This is a genomic window from Actinoallomurus sp. NPDC052308 (genome assembly GCF_040679195.1).
In the GTDB taxonomy this organism is placed as follows: domain Bacteria; phylum Actinomycetota; class Actinomycetes; order Streptosporangiales; family Streptosporangiaceae; genus Actinoallomurus; species Actinoallomurus liliacearum.
The window spans coordinates 111,952-130,442 of the sequence record NZ_JBFAUM010000017.1 but is presented as its reverse complement, the minus strand read 5'-3'; the positions used below and the strand labels follow the sequence as shown (position 1 = coordinate 130,442).

18 protein-coding genes and 1 pseudogene are annotated in these 18,491 nt (G+C 70.5%); 12 read left to right on the top strand and 7 right to left on the bottom strand.

The genetic code is table 11. The features are described 5' to 3' along the window. The 3 genes from AB0L00_RS31210 to AB0L00_RS31200 all read right to left on the bottom strand — a co-directional run. On the bottom strand, positions 1 to 1,924 hold a 1,924-nt coding region (locus AB0L00_RS31210; protein ID WP_364440647.1), incomplete at its 3' end, for a site-specific integrase. Between the two features lie 241 nt (positions 1,925 to 2,165). After that, a complete protein-coding gene (locus tag AB0L00_RS31205) occupies positions 2,166 to 3,344 on the bottom strand; it encodes a tyrosine-type recombinase/integrase (RefSeq protein ID WP_364440646.1) in 1,179 nt (392 codons plus the stop codon). Between the two features lie 363 nt (positions 3,345 to 3,707). Continuing rightward, the gene (locus AB0L00_RS31200) at positions 3,708 to 5,078 is read right to left on the bottom strand and encodes a tannase/feruloyl esterase family alpha/beta hydrolase (protein ID WP_364440645.1); all 1,371 of its coding nucleotides are present in this window, start codon (positions 5,076 to 5,078) and stop codon (positions 3,708 to 3,710) included. Between the two features lie 328 nt (positions 5,079 to 5,406). Here AB0L00_RS31200 and AB0L00_RS31195 point away from each other — a divergent pair, with 328 nt between their 5' ends. Genes AB0L00_RS31195 through AB0L00_RS31165 form a run of 7 tightly spaced genes read left to right on the top strand, consistent with a single transcriptional unit; the run spans position 5,407 to position 12,691 of the window. Beyond that, positions 5,407 to 6,180: an ABC transporter ATP-binding protein gene (locus AB0L00_RS31195; protein WP_364440644.1), complete on the top strand. Its 774-nt coding sequence runs from the start codon at positions 5,407 to 5,409 to the stop codon at positions 6,178 to 6,180. Beyond that, positions 6,167 to 6,871, top strand: coding sequence for an ABC transporter ATP-binding protein (locus tag AB0L00_RS31190; protein ID WP_364440643.1), 705 nt, complete (start codon positions 6,167 to 6,169; stop codon positions 6,869 to 6,871). Before AB0L00_RS31195 ends, AB0L00_RS31190 begins: the two co-directional genes overlap by 14 nt. A 34-nt stretch (positions 6,872 to 6,905) precedes the next feature. Then, positions 6,906 to 8,147, top strand: a complete 1,242-nt coding sequence (locus tag AB0L00_RS31185) for an ABC transporter substrate-binding protein (protein ID WP_364440642.1) — start codon at positions 6,906 to 6,908, stop codon at positions 8,145 to 8,147. 14 nt (positions 8,148 to 8,161) lie between these two features. Beyond that, positions 8,162 to 9,025 (top strand): branched-chain amino acid ABC transporter permease, encoded by an 864-nt coding sequence (locus AB0L00_RS31180; protein WP_364440641.1) that lies wholly within the window; start codon positions 8,162 to 8,164, stop codon positions 9,023 to 9,025. Next, on the top strand, positions 9,022 to 9,996 hold the full coding sequence (locus AB0L00_RS31175) for a branched-chain amino acid ABC transporter permease (RefSeq protein ID WP_364440640.1): 975 nt from the start codon (positions 9,022 to 9,024) through the stop codon (positions 9,994 to 9,996). Before AB0L00_RS31180 ends, AB0L00_RS31175 begins: the two co-directional genes overlap by 4 nt. Before the next feature lie 2 nt (positions 9,997 to 9,998). Beyond that, positions 9,999 to 10,787 carry a 3-hydroxybutyrate dehydrogenase gene (locus AB0L00_RS31170; RefSeq protein WP_364440639.1) on the top strand — a complete coding sequence of 263 codons (789 nt, stop codon included), beginning with the start codon at positions 9,999 to 10,001 and terminating at the stop codon, positions 10,785 to 10,787. 11 nt (positions 10,788 to 10,798) lie between these two features. After that, positions 10,799 to 12,691: a GAF domain-containing protein gene (locus AB0L00_RS31165; protein ID WP_364440638.1), complete on the top strand. Its 1,893-nt coding sequence runs from the start codon at positions 10,799 to 10,801 to the stop codon at positions 12,689 to 12,691. Between the two features lie 6 nt (positions 12,692 to 12,697). Here AB0L00_RS31165 and AB0L00_RS31160 read toward each other — a convergent pair whose 3' ends face one another. Next, on the bottom strand, positions 12,698 to 13,252 hold the full coding sequence (locus AB0L00_RS31160; RefSeq protein WP_364440637.1) for a carboxymuconolactone decarboxylase family protein: 555 nt from the start codon (positions 13,250 to 13,252) through the stop codon (positions 12,698 to 12,700). Between the two features lie 59 nt (positions 13,253 to 13,311). Here AB0L00_RS31160 and AB0L00_RS31155 point away from each other — a divergent pair, with 59 nt between their 5' ends. The 4 genes from AB0L00_RS31155 to AB0L00_RS31140 all read left to right on the top strand — a co-directional run bounded on the left by AB0L00_RS31155 (position 13,312) and on the right by AB0L00_RS31140 (position 16,127). Beyond that, positions 13,312 to 13,788 carry a MarR family winged helix-turn-helix transcriptional regulator gene (locus tag AB0L00_RS31155; RefSeq protein WP_364440636.1) on the top strand — a complete coding sequence of 159 codons (477 nt, stop codon included), beginning with the start codon at positions 13,312 to 13,314 and terminating at the stop codon, positions 13,786 to 13,788. Between the two features lie 121 nt (positions 13,789 to 13,909). Beyond that, entirely contained in the window at positions 13,910 to 14,281 is a 372-nt protein-coding gene (locus AB0L00_RS31150) for a tyrosine-type recombinase/integrase (protein ID WP_364440635.1), read from the top strand. A gap of 209 nt (positions 14,282 to 14,490) precedes the next feature. Next, positions 14,491 to 15,072, top strand: a complete 582-nt coding sequence (locus tag AB0L00_RS31145; protein WP_364440634.1) for an RNA polymerase sigma factor — start codon at positions 14,491 to 14,493, stop codon at positions 15,070 to 15,072. 11 nt (positions 15,073 to 15,083) lie between these two features. Further along, a complete protein-coding gene (locus AB0L00_RS31140) occupies positions 15,084 to 16,127 on the top strand; it encodes a CU044_5270 family protein (protein WP_364440633.1) in 1,044 nt (347 codons plus the stop codon). A 514-nt stretch (positions 16,128 to 16,641) separates the two neighbouring features. On the opposite strand, the gene AB0L00_RS31135 is transcribed toward AB0L00_RS31140, so the two are convergent. Next, positions 16,642 to 17,274, bottom strand: coding sequence for an MFS transporter (locus AB0L00_RS31135; protein ID WP_364440632.1), 633 nt, complete (start codon positions 17,272 to 17,274; stop codon positions 16,642 to 16,644). Between the two features lie 37 nt (positions 17,275 to 17,311). Beyond that, positions 17,312 to 17,629: pseudogene (locus AB0L00_RS31130) on the bottom strand (MFS transporter); the annotation flags it as partial. Positions 17,630 to 17,764: 135 nt separating this feature from the next. Between AB0L00_RS31130 and AB0L00_RS31125 the strand changes: the two are divergent. Further along, positions 17,765 to 18,154, top strand: a complete 390-nt coding sequence (locus AB0L00_RS31125; protein ID WP_364440631.1) for a MerR family transcriptional regulator — start codon at positions 17,765 to 17,767, stop codon at positions 18,152 to 18,154. A 43-nt stretch (positions 18,155 to 18,197) separates the two neighbouring features. Here AB0L00_RS31125 and AB0L00_RS31120 read toward each other — a convergent pair whose 3' ends face one another. Continuing rightward, the gene (locus AB0L00_RS31120; RefSeq protein WP_364440630.1) at positions 18,198 to 18,389 is read right to left on the bottom strand and encodes a CrcB family protein; all 192 of its coding nucleotides are present in this window, start codon (positions 18,387 to 18,389) and stop codon (positions 18,198 to 18,200) included. Positions 18,390 to 18,491: the final 102 nt, after the last annotated feature.

Sequence of the window (18,491 nt, the reverse complement as noted above, 5' to 3'; positions counted from 1 at the left end):
ATAGCCGCGTGTGGTGCGGACGTCGAGATGGCCGAGCAACGCCGCGCCGATGTGGATGGGCAGGCCGTTGTTGACCAGCTCGGTCGCGAACAGCCGCCTGCGGCCGTTCGGCTCGGCGGCGGGCAAGGAACTGCTGGTAGTGGCTGATGACGTCCTCGTCGAAGACCGCGACATAGCCGCGTGTGGTGCGGACGTCGAGATGGCCGAGCAACGCCGCGCCGATGTGGATGGGCAGGCCGTTGTTGACCAGCTCGGTCGCGAACAGCCGCCGGAAGTCATGCGGGGAGAACTTGACGTCGGCGAACTGCGGGTGTGTGGTCGCCAGGTCCTGGCAGGCCCGGCGGATCATGCGCCAGACGGTCGTGGTCGACATGGCGCGCGGGCTGCCACTGTGAACGGTCTGGAACAGGTAGGGCAATTCTGCGCTCCAGACCTTCTCGTGCAGGTCGTAGCGGGCGCAGACCGGGACGGTGCCGTGTTCGTCGCGGTGGCGGCGGATGATCTGGGCGATGACGTGGAACAGCTCGGCGGACATCGGGATGACGCGTTCGCGGTCGCTCTTGGAGGGGCTGATGACCAAGAGCGCGACGACTTCGCCGCCGGGGCGTTGGTATTGCCGGATGCTCAGGTGGGTCAGCTCGGTCAGTTCTTCGGCTCGCAGGCCGGCCAGCCGCAGTGTCTCGATGACGGCCCACTGCCAGAAGGCGAGGTTCTCTTCCCGGGACAGGCGCAGCAGTTGACCGGTGGATCGGTTGATCACGTGGACCGGGGGACGGTTGTGCCGCTGGTCTTTGGTGGAGACCCGCAGCCAGGCGGTGCCGTCCAGGATGAACTCGTCGCCGAGCTCGACGCGTTGAGCCGTGTCCAGCAGCACCCGCAGCCGGTGCCAGGTGTCGTTGACGTACTGGGACAAGATCGGCAGCAGCGGCTGACGGTCGCGGGTCCGGTTCGCCATCCGCTCTTGCAGCCGGCGGCGGCGCAAGTGGAACCAGCGCAGGTCCGCGTCACGGACGGGGCAGGGCGCCACCCACTTGGCCCAGCGTTCCGGTTCGGCAACGGCCCAGGTGTGCAGGTCCAGGTAGAAGGCACGGACCGCCATGAGCGGCCCGTCCATGTCCAGCCGTTGGTTGCCGTTCGGCAAGACCAGCAGTCGCTCTTTCCATTGGGTGAAGGTCTTTTCCGACAGCCGCAGGTCGCTCTGGCCGGGGTTGATGTCCTCGATGGTCTTCCAGAACAGCTTGACCAGCGCATGGGTCAGTTGCCGCAGCGTGGAGTAGTCCAGCTCCGCAGAGCGCCGGCGGATGTATTCCACCAGCAGGTCACGCACCTGCCGGTTCCGCAGGTCGTGGCGGTCGACGGACTCTTCGACCGTCAGCTGCCCGCGCGTGACCGCAGCGCGCAATGTGCGCGGGGCCGAGGCGGGAAACTGGCCCATCTCGTGCAGGATCGGCCAGGCCAGCACCCCAGCGAAGGTCCCAGAGCCGAGTTTGTCGCCGGACAGGCCATGGGCGCGAGACTCGGCGGCGTAATGCAAGAACGCCTCGGGCGTCAGTTCCTCCAGGTCAATACCGAAGACGGTCAACGCACAGCACACGTCGAACTTCGCCCTGCTCCGGCGGCCCTGCCCAACGGGGAGCCGGTCGGCCCGCTCGCAGAACTCCTCCAGCCAGGGGTCTTGAGCCACGCTGCGGAACCAGGGCGTGTAGGCGGAGAACCGGTGGGAGCGGAAGCCCAGCAGACTGGGACGGATCAGCCGCATCGCGAACGCGTGCCCGACCGCCAGGTTCAGGCGGTAACGCAGCGGTCTGTTCTCACCGGCCACGTCGGGGACCGGGTGGCCTTTGCGATCGTGTCCGGACGCTTCCCACCGGTCCTGCCAGGTCTTCCCCTGGAAGGTCGCCAAGTGCGCGAGGAAGTCCAGCATGGCGCGTTCGGGTCTGGCCGCGTGTTTGGCGGACCGGCAGAAGTGCCCGGCGGCCACTGCGGCGATCTGTTCCGCGGAGGCCGTGCTGAAGTCCCCCAGCTGGCGGGGCGGCCGAACAACGGCCGGTGGCGCGGGGACCAAGGCGGTCGGTGTGAAGTTGCCGACCGGGACGCTGGAGTCGATCTCGTGGCGGCGGATGCGGCTGGTCGTCGGGCCCTTCAGCCGGACGCTGTTACCGACCTCACTGCCCGGCACCGAACACCGCCTCGATGTCGTCGGCGGCGTACTGCTGCGGCCATGACGTCGGCCGGACCGGCCGGGCGTAGTGCGCGGCGAGCTTGTCGACCAGGTCCTCCAGCCCGACCGCCGTGTAGAGGGCGGTGGTGCTGAGATGCGCATGTCGCAGGATCGTCTGTACTTCCACCAGGGTCATCTCCGGATCGCGGGCCAGCCGGGTCGCGGCGGTGTGCCGCAGGTCATGCAGCGTCCAGTTCGCGCCCAGCACCTCGGCCGCGCGTTGCAGGACCCGGCGGGCCGCCCAGTAGGTCAACGGCCGGCTCTGCCCACGTCGGGTTCGCCAGATCGGGACGTCGCCCTCGGGCAGCCCCGCCTCGTCCAGATACGCAGCCAGGTAGGCCAGCGCTTCAGGGGAGACCGGAACGGGCTGCCGGGCCCGCGTGCCCTTGGAGACCACCCGCAGCTGCCCCTTATGCCAGTCGATATCGCCGAGCTGGACGCCCAGCAGTTCCGAGGCGCGGGCGCCGGAAGAGATGTAGCAGGCCAGCAGAGCGCGGTCTCGAGCGCAGCCCATCAGCGCGAACAACTCATCCCATTGCGCATCAGGGATCGCCCGCGGCTGCCGGGCCGGGATCTTCGGCCGCAGCCGCGCCCGCCGGTGCGGCCGGGCAGGTTCGATCGGCGACCGATGCGCCAGAGCCTGCCGGCGGGCCTTGCTCTCCGGGACCGGGTTGAGCACCGGCCCCCGGCCGAAGTGCAGGTGGAACGCATAGAAGCCATGGACCACCGACAGGTTGTGCGCGATAGTGCGCGGCGCATACCCAGCCGCCAGGACCGGCTTACCGGTCTTCGGATTGACCGATCCCGCCGGATAACCGCCCACCCGACGGCGCCGCTGCGGGTTACGCGCCGTCCGCAGCCAGCCCACCAGCGTTGCCGTCTCGGCCTCGGTGGCCTGCTCCCAGCCGACGTCGACCGCCCATAGCAGCCGGAACCACCGCAGCAGATCATGACCATAGCTCCGGCACGTCAACGGACTGACATCCCCGAGCAGCAGGTCACGTAGATACCGGCTGACCGGCTCGATCTCCCGGCCGGCCGCGTCGACCACCACATACGGCAACGAGGACGTACCGCCCTCCAGCACCGCGCCGACTCGCGGCAGATCCGCTCTGCCATCCATCAAGTCGCGATGCGCCCCACAAACCCCGTCGCTCCCAGACACGAGGACAGATGCTCCACGCCCCCGCCACCGCAGCGCCACCGGTTCAACCAGATAGTGCAGTCAACGGATCAGAGCTACCACAAGCTGTGGATCCTGATCGCCGCGGTCATCACCGCGCTGGTCTGAGCCAACGGCGTCGCCGCTCAACGGCCGAGGGCAGCGACGAGAACCAACCATCACCACCTGCGGGGCCCGGCCACACCGGGCCCCGCGCCTTCCCTCCGGCGGCGCCCCGCGCTCGGGCGGGTGGGCGGAACCGTCGCCGGCACCGGCGACGAGGGCATCTTCGGACAGCGCACCTGCGCCTCGCCGGCGACCGGCTCAGCCGGTGAGGGCGCAACTGTTGGCGAGATCACCGGCAGTGGGGCGGGGAATCGTGCGGCTCGCCGGCGGGAGCGCGCGGCGGCCGGTCCAGTCCTCCAACGCCGCGAACGCGGCGTGGAAGCACGGCAGGATCGGGCGCAGCAGGTCCGGGAACGCGTCGTACAGCGAATCGACGTGATTGCCGCCCGCGATCCGGTAGTAGCGGTGCAGCCCGCCGCGTCCACGCGCACGGATCAGCCGGTCGTACACGTCGGAGTCCTCGGAGATCGGCAGCAGCGAGTCGAGCGTTCCGTGCAGAGTGATGAGCGGCCTGCCGATCCGTCCGGTCAGGGCCACGCGACGCACGGCCTCGTGCACCGACCGGGGCCGGTCGGCGTAGTCGTAGTCGGCGTCGCAGCCGGGGCTGCCGGAGGCGCAGTACGGTGTGCCGCCCTCGACCGGCGCGCTGAACGCCGGGTCGAACTCCTGGCGGTAGATCCGCTGGGTGAGGTCCCAGTACACCTTCTCGCGGTAATCCCACAGCGGCTCGGAGCCGGCCGCGAACCCCGCGCCCAGCAGCGCCGCGTGCGCCGCCGGCTCACCGGTCGCGGCGTACCGCGGGTACTCCCGCAGCGCCGCCGGCAGAGACGTGAGCGGGTTCGGGCCCTCGGCCCGCCAGAGCGTGCCCTCCCAGTCCAGGCCGCCGTCGTACAGGCCGGGCCGGTTCTCCAACTGCCAGCGCACGAGATAACCGCCGTTGGAGATCCCCGCCGCGAACGTACGCGCGGGCGGGCGGCCGTACCTGCGCGCCACCACCGCCTTCGCGGCGATCGTCAGCTGTGTCAGCCGCCGGTTCCACTCGGCCATGGCGTCGCCGGGCCGCGTGCCGTCGCGGTAGAACAGCGCACCGGTGTTGCCCTTGTCGGTCGCCGCGTACGCGTAGCCCCGGGCCAGCACCCAGTCGGAGATGGCGAAGTCGCCCGCGTACTGACGCCGGTTGCCCGGTGAACCGGCGACGACCAGCCCGCCGGTCCAGTGCTCCGGCAACCGGATGACGAACTGGGCGTCGTGGTCCCAGCCGTTGTTGGTGTTGGTGGTGGAGGTGTCGGGAAAGTAGCCGTCGATCTGCAGACCGGGCACGCCGGTGGGGTTGCGCGCGCCGGAGGGCTGCAGGCCGGCCCAGTCGGCGGGCACGGTGTGGCCGGAGGCCACCGTCCCGGCCGTCGTCAGGTCGGCCAGGCAGGCCGCGACCTGACGTTCCGCGCCGGGAACGGTCACCGCGGGACACGCCGCCGCGCGCGCGGCCGGGGGGCGGGGCGGGGCCGCCACGGCGGCCGCGGCGATCGTCGCGGCCACGGTGACGGCGAGAAGCTGACGCGTCGGTCGCATGCACGCCTCGGTTCGTCGGGGACGGGAAACACCGTGCCCGCCATGGTGAGTCCGCTTCGCCCACCGGTCGACGGCCCGCGCACCCACAATCGCCGGCCGTCCTGTGGCGGCCGCCCCCATGCCCGCACGGCGCGCACCTCCCCACGTCCGGTGCGCGCGGAGCGGCGGCCGGATGGCGGGTGTGGCGGCGGACCACCGGAGCGAGGCCCGATGTGGTGCCCGGACACATGGATAAGGCCCGGGCGGCTGCCTAGTGTTCCGCCTCACCTGAACCGTTGACCGGCGGTGAACACGCCGGTGACCGGTACGACGCTGCCAAGGAGGGCGAATGGGCACTCCCGTCCCCGAGCCTCCCGTTCTCACGGCGCGGAGCCTGGTGAAGGACTTCCGGGGCTTTCGCGCGGTGGACGGGGTCGACCTGGACGTCGCCGACGGCGCGGTACACGCGCTCGTCGGCCCGAACGGCGCCGGCAAGACGACGCTGTTCCACCTGCTCACCGGGTTTCACCGGCCGACCGCAGGCCGCATCCACGTCGGCGGGCGGGACCTGACCGGCAAACGCCCGGAGCAGATCGCCCGGCACGGCGTGGCACGGTCGTTCCAGATCACCAGCCTGTTCCCGCAGATGACACCCCGCGAGCACCTGGAGCTGGCGTTGCAGGCGGGTACGACGCTGGGCTGGCGGTTCTGGCGGTCGGACCGGGCCCTGCGGCGCTTCACCGACCGCGCCCTCGACCTGCTCGATCAGGTCGGCCTCGCCGCGCACGCCGACGAGCCGGCGGGCGCGCTCGCCTACGGGCGCAAGCGGGCACTGGAGCTCGCGCTCGCCCTCGCGCTCGACCCGCGGGTGCTGCTGCTGGACGAACCCACCGCCGGCATGGGCACCGAGGACATCGACCGCACCGTCGAGCTGATCCGGCGGATCCGCGCGGGACGCACCGTCGTCATGGTCGAACACAACATGACCGTCGTCGCCGCCCTCGCCGACCGGGTCACGGTCCTGCAGGCCGGGCGGGTCCTCGTCGAGGGCCCCTACGCCGAGGTCCGCCGCGACGACCGCGTCATCAGCGCCTACCTGGGAGACGCCCGTGCTGCACATTGAGGACCTGTCGGCCTGGTACGGCGAAGCCCGGGTGCTGACCGAGGTGTCACTGCAGGTCGCCGAGGGCGAGATCGTCACACTCGTCGGCCGCAACGGCGCAGGCAAGACCACGCTGCTGCGCTCCGTCATGGGACTGCACACGACCGGCGGCGCCCGTACCGCGGGCACGGTCGAGTTCCTCGGCGCCGACCTGACGCGCCTGCCCGCCCACCGGCGTACCCGCCGCGGCCTCGGCTACGTCCCCGACGACCGCGGCATCTACGCGACGCTCACCGTCGAGGAGAATCTCATGCTCCCCCCGGCCGTGGGCCCGCATCCCTGGCGGCTCGGCCAGGTGTACGAGACGTTCCCCCGGCTGCGCGAACGCCGCCGTTCCGCCGGCACGAATCTGTCCGGCGGCGAGCAGCAGATGCTCGCCCTGGCCCGGGTCCTGCGGATGGGCGCGCGGATGCTGCTGTGCGACGAGCCGACCGAAGGACTGTCGCCGCTGATCGTCCAGCAGATCGGCAAAATCCTCCGCGACGTCAAGGACCAGGGCGTCACCGTCCTGCTCGTCGAGCAGAACGTCCACTTCGCCGCCACCGTCGCGGACCGGCACTACCTGCTCGCCGAGGGCCGCATCGTCCGGTCACTGCGGGGCGAGGAGATCCGCGCCCGCGAACACGAACTGCTGGAACACCTCGGGATCTGACAGACCCCGGACCACCACCGAGGAGGAACAACCCATGAAGGCTCTACGCGCCGCGACCGCGGTGACGATCGGAGCGATCACGCTCGCCGGATGCGCGGGCGGACCCGGCGAGGGCGGGGGGAAGATCAGCGGGGGCAAGGTCGTGCTGGCCGTGCTCAACGACCAGTCCGGCATCTACTCCGAACTGTCCGGGCAGGGCAGCGTCAAGGCCGTACGGCTCGCCGTCGACGACTACAAGGCCAAGTACGGGAGCAAGGCCGTCGTCAAGAAGATCGAGGTCGTCACCGCCGACCACCAGAACAAACCCGACATCGCACACAGCAAGGCCCAGGAACTGTACGACCGGCGGCAGGCCGACGTCATCCTCGACGTGCCGACCTCCTCCGCCGCGCTCGCCGTCGCAGGCGTCGCCAGGGCCCGCAAGAAGCTGTTCTTCGACGTGTCCGCCGCCACCACCGAACTCGAAGGCGCGCAGTGCAACAAGTACACCTTCCACTACGGCTTCAACAGCTACACGCTCGCCAACGGGACCGGCGGCACCGTCACCCATGACGGCGCGAAGAACTGGTACATCGTCTATCCCGACTACGCCTTCGGCCAGGACATGAACAAGAGCTTCACCCAGGCCGTCCGCGGTGCCGGCGGCACCGTCGTCAAGAGCGACCCGGCGCCGTTCCCCAACGACAACTTCTCCTCGTTCCTGCTCAAGGCGCCTTCGCTGACCCCCAAGCCGCAGGTCCTGGGCGCCATGCAGGCCGGCGGTGACCTCGTCAACCTCGTCAAGCAGTACAACGAATACAAACTGCGCGCCAAGGGCATCGGCCTGGCCGTCGGCCTGATGTTCCTCACCGACATCCACTCCCTCGGCCCCGACGCCCTGGCCGGCACCAAGTTCACCGACCCCTGGTACTGGAACGCGGACGCCGCCAACCGCGCGTGGGCCGACCGGTTCCAGGCCGTCGCCGGCAAGCGCCCCACCTTCGCCAACGCCGCGAACTACTCCGCCGCCCTGCAGTACCTCGAGGCCGTGCAACGCGCCGGCACCGACAAATCCGACACCGTCGTCAGGCATCTCGAAGGAACCAAGGTCGACGACGCCTTCACCCACGGCGGCACCATCCGCGCCGCCGACCACCTGCTGACCCACGACGTGTCGCTGGCCCAGGTCAAGGCGGGCAAGGACGTCACCGAACCCTGGGACTACGAGAAGGTCCTGTCCACCGTCCCGGCCGCCCAGGCGTTCCAGCCGCCCTCCCCCGCCTGCCGGCTCGGCTGACCCCGGAGGTCAACGTGTTGCAACAGGCCTTCAACGGCCTGGTGGGCGGCGCGTTCTACGCCCTGCTCGCCCTCGGCCTGTCGGTCATCTTCGGCATGCTCCGCGTCGTCAACTTCGCCCACGGCTCCTTCTACATGCTCGGCGCCTTCGGCGCGTACGTGCTGCTGGACTCCTTCGGCGTCGACTTCTGGATCGCCCTCATCGCCGTACCCGTCGTCCTCGGCACCGCCGGGGTGCTGGTCGAGCGGGTGTTCGTCCGGCGGCTCACCCGCCTGGACCCGCTGTACGGATTCCTGTTCACCTTCGGGCTCGCGCTGATCCTGCAGGACGCCGTCAAACGCGAGTACGGCGTGCAGTCCCAGCCCTACCCCCGGCCCTCGGCACTGTCCGGCTCGCTCGACCTCGGCCTGTTCGACTACCCCGCCTACCAGGTCTTCGTCCTGGCCCTGTCCGTGCTGGTCTGCGCGGCGACCTGGCTCATCCTCACCCGCACCCGCGTCGGAATGATCGTCCGGGCCGCCACCGAACGCCCCGAGCTGACCCGCGCCCTCGGCATCGACGTGGGCCGCTGGGTCGCGCCGGTGTTCGGCTTCGGTGTCGCCCTCGCCGGGCTGGCCGGCGTGCTCGCCGCGCCGATGCGCGCCGTGAACCCGCTCATGGGCGCCGACCTGATCATCACCGTGTTCGCCGTCGTCGTCATCGGCGGCCTCGGATCCATCCTCGGGTCGGTCACGGCCGGCTTCGGGATCGGGCTGGTATCCGCGCTCGGCAACCTCTACGTGCCCGCCCTCTCCCAGACTCTCGTCTTCATCGTCATGGCCGCCGTCCTGCTCTGGCGCCCGGCCGGACTCTTCGGCCGCGAGGAGGCCGCCCTGTGATCCTGTCCCGCCTCTCCGCCCGGCCGGTACCCCTCATCGCCGGGCTCCTCATCGCCCTCGCCCTGCCCTGGATGATCTACCCGCCGGTCGCCCTCGACATCGCCTGCTGGGCGCTGTTCGCCACAGCGGTCGACCTGCTGCTCGGCCACACCGGGCTGCTGCCCTTCGGCCACGCGGCCTTCTGGGGCGGCTCGGCGTACGTCACCGGCCTCATCGCCCTGCACGCCGGGCTGCCGTTCCCCCTCGCCGTGCTCGGCGGGGCCGTCGCCGCCGCGATCCTCGCCGTGCCCATCGGCTATCTGTCCGCCCGCCTGCGCGGCATCTACTTCGCGATGGTCACCCTCGCGTTCGCCCAGGTCGTCTACTTCGTGGCCAACCAGTGGCGCGGCCTCACCGGCGGCGAGAACGGCCTGCAGGGCATCCCCCGCGACTTCTTCGGGATCGACCTGTCCGACCCGTTCTTCTTCTACTACGCCGGGCTGCCGCTCGTGCTGGCCGGCCTCTTCGCCGCCTGGCGCGTCGTCCGCTCCCCCTTCGGCCGGGTCCTCACCGCCGTCCGCGACAACCCCGCACGCGCCCAGGCCCTGGGATACCCCGTCGCCCGCTACAGACTGCTCGCGTTCGTCCTGTCGGCCGGACTGTCCGGACTCGCCGGCGGCCTGTTCGCGATCGGCCACGGATTCGCCTCCCTCGACGAGGTCTACTGGACCACGTCCGGCCAGGTCGTGATGATGGTGGTCCTCGGCGGCATCGGCACCCTGTGGGGCGGAGCCCTCGGCGCCGCGCTCATCGTCGAACTGGGCGACTACCTCGCCACCGCCGGGTTCCAGGAGATCGGGCTCGTCACCGGCGCCATCTTCGTGATCACCGTCCTGGTGTTCCGCCGCGGCGTCTGGGGCACCGTCCACCACCTCCTCTCCGCCCCCACCCGGCACCGCGCGCCACGCCGATCCGCATCCGAAGGAGCATGACCGTGGCCGTCACCACAGACACCGGCCCCGCCCCCGCCGCCGGCACCGACCTGACCGGGCACCGCGCCCTGATCACCGGCGCCGCCGCCGGAATCGGCCTGGCCTGCGCCCGGCGCCTCGCCGCCGCCGGCGCCGACATCGTCATCGTCGACCTGCGCGCGGACGCCGCACAGGCCGCAGCCGACGAACTCGGCGGCCGCGCCCTCACCGTCGACCTGTCCGACCCGGACGCGGTCGAACGCATCGACTGCGACGGCGTCGACATCCTCATCAACAACGCCGGCCTGCAGCACATCGCACCGGTCACCGAATTCCCCCCGGACATCTTCACGCGCATCCAGCGGGTCATGGTCGAGGCGCCGTTCCGGCTCGCCCGCCGGACACTCCCGGGCATGTACGAGCGCGGCTGGGGCCGCGTCGTGAACATCTCCTCGGTCCACGGCCACCGCGCCTCCCCCTACAAGGCCGCCTACGTCACCGCCAAGCACGCCCTCGAAGGCCTGTCCAAGGTGATCGCCCTGGAGGCCGCGCCGTACGGCGTCACCGCCAACTGCGTCAGCCCCGCATACGTCCGCACCGCGCTCGTGGAGGAACAGATCGCCGACCAGGCCGCCGCCCACGACCTCGAACCCGACCAGGTCATCGACCAGATCATGCTCGCCAGGGCCGCGATCCGCCGCCTCATCGAACCCGACGAGGTCGCCGACCTCGTCACCTACCTGTGCTCACCGAGCGCAGCGATGATCACCGGATCGTCCGTCACCATCGACGGCGCCTGGACCGCGCACTGAAAATGACCGCCATGAAGTGCGATGTCTTCTTCGACCTGCTGGCCCGCGAGGCATCCGCCGCCGAATTCGAAGCACCCCTCCTGGAGGCACGCGTCGCCGGCGCGGACCCACGCGTACTCGCGGAACTGGAGACGACCAAGGCCGCGGCCCTCCGCGTCCGCTCCCTCCTCGAACACCGCGCCCGCCGCGAAGCCGAACTCGCCGCGCTCTTCGACACCGCCAGCGACCTCGCCGGCCTCCACGGACTCGACGCCGTCCTCGAGGCGATCGTCCGCCGCGCCCGCCGCCTCCTCGGCGCCGACGTCTCGTACATGACCCTCAGCGATGACGAACGCGGCGACACCTGCATGCGCGTGACCGACGGCTCCGTGTCCGCCGCGTTCCGCGCCCTGCGCATCCCCCTCGGCGCCGGCCTGGCCGGCCTCGTCGCCCAGACCGGCACCCCCTACAGCACCCCCGACTACTTCGCCGACGAACGCTTCAACCACCGCACCTACATCGACGCCGCCGTACAGGAAGAGGACCTGGTCGCGATCCTCGGCGTCCCGATGCGCCTGGGCCCACGCGTCATCGGCGTCCTGTTCGCAGCCAACCGCAGCGCCCGCCCATTCGTCCCAGAGGAGGTCGCACTCCTCGCCTCCCTCGCCGCGCACGCGGCCATCGCCATCGACAACGCCCGCCTCCTCGACGAGACCCGCGCCGCCCTCGAAGAACTCAGCGCGGCCAACGAACTCATCAAGGCCCGCAGCGCCGCCGTCGAACGCGCCGCCCACGCCCACGACCGCATGACGACACTCGCCGTACGCGGCGGCGGCGTCCAGGACGTCGCGGAGGTCATCATCGACGTGCTCGGCGGCGCGCTCCTCGTCCTGGACGCCGAAGGCCGCCGCCTCGCCGCCGTCGGCGACCTCGGCGACCTCGGCGAACCCGACGACGCCACCGTCACCGAGGCCGCACGCGCCTCCCGCTCCCTCGGCCGCGCCGTGCAACGCGGACGGCTCTGGATCGCCTCGCTCGCCGCCGGCGCCGAGGTGCTCGGCACCCTGATCCTGCGCGCTCCGGCAGCCGGCGAACTGTCCGGCAGCGACCAGCGCATCCTCGAACGCGGCGCGCTGGTCACCGCGCTGCTGCTGCTGTTCCGGCGCAGCGTCGCCGAGGCCGAAGGCCGGGTCCGCGGTGAACTGCTCGACGACCTGCTCAGCGGCCGCGTCACCGACCTCGACGCACTACGGGCCCGCGCCCGCCTGATCGGCTTCGACCTCGGAGCCCCGTACGTCCTCGTCGTCGTCCGGCACGACGCAGACCGGCCCCGCGCCACGTTCTGGGCCACCTCCTACGCCTCGGCCGCAGGCGGCCTCTTCGCCATCCGCAGCGACGAGATCGTGCTGCTCCTCCCCGGCCTCGACCCCGGCGCCGTCGCACGCCGCGCCGCCAAAGACTGCGGTACGGCGCTCGGCACGACCGCGACGGCCGGCGCCGCCGGCCCGGTCGACACGGCCGCCGACGTCGCGGCGGCACACCGAGAGGCCGGACGCTGCGCCGACGCGCTGCGCGCCCTCGGCCGCGCCGGGCACGGTGCCGGTGCCGCCGAACTCGGCTTCGTCGGACTCCTCCTCGGCGACGGCCGGGACGTCACCGGCTTCCTCACCTCCGCGCTGGGTCCCGTCCTGGACTACGACGAGCGCCGCGGGACCAAACTCATACAGACGTTGGAGATCTACTTCGAGGTCGGCGGCAGCCTGGCACGGGCCGCCGAACGCCTGCACGTCCACGTCAACACGGTCACCCAGCGCCTCGACCGGGTCGGCAGACTCCTCGGTGAGCGCTGGCAGGACCCGGAGCGCACGCTGGAGATCCAGCTCGCGCTCCGGCTGCACCGCCTCACCGTCACCGCCGACCGCTGAGACGGCTCAGGCCGCGTGCTCGGTCCAGGCGAAGGGCGCGAACGCCTCGTCCAGCGGCGCGTCCGTCATGCGGTTGGCCAGGGTCGACATGGTGTAGACGCCGATGCCGAGCACCACCTCCAAGGCGTTCTGCCGCGTGTAGCCGTGGTGGAGGAAGTCCCGCATGTCCTCCGCCGGAACCGCGCCGGAGGTGGCCAGCACCGCCAGGGTGAACCGCCGCATCGCCTCCAGCGACGCGTCCTCCAGCGGGCGGCTCTCACGCAGCGCGGCGATCAGGCCGGGGTCCGCACCGAGCGAGGTCAGCTTGGCCGAGTGCATGGCGACGCAGAGGTGGCAACCGTTCCGGGTGGCCATCGTCATGACGAGCACCTCTCGGGCGAGCGGGTCGAGGGTGGTGGTCTCGAACAGGCCGTTCGCCCGCACGAAACCGTCCAGCAACTGCGGAGAGGTGGCGAGCCGGCCGACGGCTGCGGGCAGGTATCCGAACTTCTTCGCGACGGCCTCCATGGAACGGCGGGCGGCCGGCGGCGCGGACTCGATCGTGTGGTCGACGAACGTCATGAGGAACCCATCCCCTAAAATCGGCAACGTGGTTGTCGAAATAGTAAACCAGGTTGACCATGTCCGCAACGCCTGAGGACCGTCCGGGCTACGAGCTGGCCTTTCTGCTGCTCGCGGGATTCCGGACACTCATCGACGAGCTGCACGCCGAGCTGGCCCGCCAGGGCCATCCGCACATGCGACCGGCGCACGGCTTCGCGATGCAGGCGATCGGCCCCCACGGAACCTCGGCCAGCGACGTCGGCCGCCGGCTCGGCGTCTCCAAGCAGGCAGCGGGCAAGACCATCGACCGGCTCGAGGAACTCGGCTACACCGAGCGCGTGAACGACCCGGCGGACGCGCGGCGCAAGATCGTGCGCCTGACCCCGCACGGCATCGACGCGCTCACCCGCTCCGCGATGATCTTCGACCGGCTGCGAGCCCGGTGGGCGACCACCCTCGGCGTCGACCGCCTCGCCGACCTGGAGGACGCCCTGCGCATGGTGGCCGGCCCCGCCGGACTCCGCATCGACACCATCAGCTGGCTCTCACCCTGACGGGGCCCCGGCAACAATCGGAAGAGCCACCGGCCGCACCGATCGGGGTGCCTGTAGCAATCGCGGAAAATCCAACGAACCATCGTCTGAGCTGGGGTTATTCGGGTTCTGAGGACAGGGGTTGATCTCTGCCGCTACGTTTCGTGTCGGTTCCGATACATCCATTGGGGGTTGGTGGGGTTGGCCACGCAGTTCTCCCGACTGGCTGGATGAGCGCGGCCGCGAGGCCGGCCCGCTGTGGACCGGACAACGCGGCCGGCTCACCGACTCCGGCATCGCCCAGGTCGTCTTGGCCGTCGGCAAGGCCGCGGGCATCGACGGCCTGCGCCCGCACCGGCTCCGCCACACCTTCGCCACCCGCCTGCGCCAAGGCGGCGCCGACCCCGCCCAGGTCCAATCCCTCCTCGGTCACTCGTCTCTGGACACCTCGGCGCGGTACTTCAGAGCCGGAACCGCCGAGACCGCTGCCGTCGTCGAGCGTGTCTTCGAATAACCCCAGCTCAGACACGGGTTGATTTTCCGCGTTCGCTACGGCTACCCCTTCTCCGGCGGGGCCGGGCGAGGACCCTCGAAGAAATCGTGCGGCGAATCGGGAACCGTGCGTAGGGGTTCGGCCGAGTAGGGGTGACCGCGCCGTACGCCGAAAGGATCTCCTATGGACGGACGTTGTTCCCCCCATCCAGCGTGCCACCGGGTGATGCCGTGACCGAGCCCCTCTCCGATCGCGTGCTCATCGAACGCTCGCTCGCCGAACCGGAGTGCTTCGCCGCGCTGTTCGATCGACACTCCGCGGAGATATTCCGCTACCTGGCACGCCGCCTTGGGCCAGACGTCGCTGAGGACGCGACGGCGGAAACGTTCCTGACGGCTTTCCGGAAACGTGACCGGTTCTCCGCCGACCGGAACGACGCGCGCCCGTGGCTGTACGGCATCGCGACGAGGACCATCGGTGAGCATCGCCGGGCCGAGGTGCGGCGCCGGCGGGCGTTCGGTCGCCTCGACACCAGGACTTGGACCGAGGCGTTCGAGGACCGGGCTGCCGGGCGGGTGACCGCCCAGCAGCTCGGCAGGCAACTAGGCGGGATGCTCAAACGGCTGTCCGCCGGAGAACGTGACCTGCTGCTTCTGATCGCCTGGGCGGACCTGACATATGAGGAGGCGGCCGAGGCGCTGGGTGTGCCGGTCGGCACGGTGCGCTCACGGCTGCACCGCGCCCGCCAGAAGGCGCGCAAAGTCCTCGGTGACACCGATCCGTTGACCATCACCGAAGAAACACCGGCATGAGGAGGCAGGACATGAACGAACTCGAGCTGCTGCGTACGGCACGCCCCGACGTGCCGTCATATCCGGCCACGGCACAGGAGAAGACGCGCGCTGCGCTGATCGCCGCCGCTGACGGCCCGGGCCCGAGGCGCCCGCCGTCCACCCGGCTTCGGTGGGGTCTGGCGGGCACCGCAGCCGGCCTGGTCGTCGCAGTCGCCGCGGCCACCGTCGTCCAGCAAGCCGTCGCGCCCGATAAGAACGGTCCCGTGCCACGGCCGGGCCGGAGCACAGACGGGACGCTCGTCAACGCCGCCCAGGTTCTGTCTCTCGCGGCCGACACCGTCGATGCGCGGGCCGCCGTGCATCCCCACCCCCAACAGTGGGCCTACGTCAAGAGGATGAGCTACTCGAGCCAGAACGGCAGCTTGAGGGGGACGGGACCCGGCGGGGCGATGGTAACGGAGGTCTGGACACGGTTCGACGGCACCCGTGAGGCGTACCGAGGCGACAACGTCATCAGCCGCGACACCCACCGGCTGTACGTCAGCAAACTCGATCACGACGCGGACGAGACGACACCGATCGAGGACTACGCCCACCTCGCCGCGCTGCCCACCGATCCCGACAAGCTCGTGAAGAAGCTCTGCCCGCGTACCCCGCCCACGGCGGATCCCACCGAGTGCGTCTTCACGCTCGCCGACAAGCTCCTGCGTAACGTGGCGCTACCGCCGAGACTGCAGGCCACGTTCTACCGGGTGCTGGCTAGGCTTCCCCACGTCATCGTCAAGCGTGACGTGGTCGACCTGGCCGGACGGCACGACCTCGCAGTGGCCGAGGCCTATCCCCGAGACTTCCAGAGCAAGCAGATCCTCCTCGACCCGCACACGTACAAGTACCGAGGCGAACGGCTCGTCTGGACAGTGGATCCGAACGAGGCGCGGCCCGCTCCCGGACGCACGCCCCCCTCGTCGCCGCTCACCTCACCCACGAACGCCCAGGCCCGACACGAGTACACCGAGACCCTCCAACTCGCCGCGGGAATCGTCGACCACGCTGGCATACGCCCGAAACCCTGAGCAAAGACCGACCTGTCCGTCGTCCAGCGAAAGCTTGCTCGGCACGGCGTTTGCCCACTGCTCTCTGAGCTCAGATGCGACGCACTCCTCCGCCACGGCGTCGACGCGACAACATCCACATCGACGTCGCCAGCGGTGCAAATGCGTCCCGCCCGAAGCTCGACCTCGTCATGCAGCTACTGCCGAGGGTGACACGTTGAAGGTGACCAGGCTCGACCGGCTCTCCCGCTCCGTCCTGCACCTGGTGACCCCTCGGCGCCGAGCTGCGCGAGCGGAGTATCGGGCTGCACGTCATCGAGCAGGGCATCAACACCGCCACCATGGAAGGCGAGCCATGTTCGAGATGCTGTCCGTCCCTGGCGGAGCTCCAACGGGGAGCTGATCGTGGCGAACACGAACGGCGGGCTCGCATCCGCGCGTGCCCGCCGGCCGGGTCGGCGGGCGCCGCCCCAAGCTCACCGAGGACCAGGCCACGCTCGCCCAACGTCTCTACCCAGGTCCAAGCCTTGCTCGGTCACTCGTCTCTGGACACCTCGGCACGGTACTTCAGAGTTGGAGCCGCCGGGACCTCTTCTTCGGCCGCCTGCATCGCCGAGGGCGTGCGAGGCACGGCGAGGTAGGCCAAGGCCAGGCCCGCCAGGCTCAGCACCGCGCCGGCCAGGCCGGTCCAACGCAGGGCGCCTACCGAGACGATGACGCCGCCGATGGCCGAGCCGGTGGCCGCGCCGAGGTTGAAGGCACCGACGTTGGCGGCGACGGCCAGCGTGGGGGCACCGCCCGCGTGGCGCAGAATCAGCCCCTGCAACGGCGCGATGGTGGCAGTGGCGAGCAGGCCGAGTACCAAGACCGCCGTCACCGCGGAAGGCTGCCAGACGGCGGCGAACGGAACGAGGACGAGCACACCGGTCAGCCCGCCGAAGACACCGCGCACGGTGGCGCTCATGGACCTGTCGGTGAGCCGGCCGGCGAGGAGGTTGCCCAGAAAACTGCCTGCCCCGTACGTGAGCAGGAGCCCCGAGACCACCGTGGAGGAGAAGCCCGATACGCGCGTCAGCAGCGGTGCGATGTAGGTGAACACTGTGGCGACGCCGGAGAATCCGACCGCGGTGGTCGCGATGGCCAGCAGGACCGGGCGGCGAGTCACCACCCGGACCTCGTCCCGCAGCCGCGTGGCCGGCCTGCTGCTTGGGCAGGATGACTGCGAGCAGCACGACGCCTGCCAGTGCCAGTGCGGTCAGGATGGCGAAAGGGGTGCGCCAACCGGCGCCCTCCCCCAGCAGCGCACCCAAAGGCACGCCGAGCAGCGTCGCCACGGTGAAACCGGAGGCGACCGTGGAGATCGCCGTGCCGGTCCTGTCCGGCGGCACCACGCTGGTCGCCATCACCAGCGCCAGGGCGAGGAAAGCAGCGTGGCTGAACGAAGAGACCAGACGGCCCACCAGCAGCAGTTCGTAGGAGGGGGCCAGCGCACAGATTGCGCTGCCCGCCGCGAACAGCAGCATCAGACCGAGCGCGAGCCCCTTGCGGGAGCAGCGAGCGTCGCGAAAGTCCTTCCCATGGCGAGGACGCTAAGGTCTCACACGGATGTAAGAGTCAAGCCGCGTCGGCGACTCCCCCGCGGCAGACCAGGAGGGCCCATGCGCATCGGCGAACTGTCACGGCGGACCGGCGTCCACGAGCGCCTGTTGCGCTACTACGAGGAGCAGGACCTGCTCCATCCCGAGCGGCGCCCCAGCGGCTACCGGGAATACAACGACGCGGACATCGACACCGTCCGCCGTATCCGCAGCCTCCTGGCCGCCGGTTTGAACACCTCCACCATCGCCACGATCCTCCCCTGCCTGCGCGATGACGGTGACCGGCTGGTCCCCACCTGCTCAGACCTGCTCGCCGACCTTCACCGAGAACGAGGCAGGATCACCCAGTCGATCGCCGACCTGCAGACATCCCTAGGAGCACTCGACAGAGTCATCGCCGCGGCCCCGCCCGATGTCACGCGCCGCGCACTCGCCGCGATCGAGGGCTGAATGCGGGTGTCCGTCATCGGGCACCGCGTGCTCCTTGCCGTGATCAGTGGGCCCACAGGGCATGGGCGATGGCGGTTCCGGTGGAGGCCGCTCCCAATCCGCTGACGACACTGGCGATGACGTTGGCGGCCGCGAAGAACCTCGCACCGGTCTCGGCCAGCCGGAGTGTCTCGTAGGAGAAGGTGGAGTACGTGGTCAGGGCCCCGCACAGGCCGGTGCCGAGCAACACCTGCACGCCGGCGGGAGCGGCATGGTAGGTGGCCGCACCGGTGAGCCAGACCCAGGATCAGGCAGCCGATGACGTTGACGGTGAAGGTGCCCCAGGGGAAGACGGTGT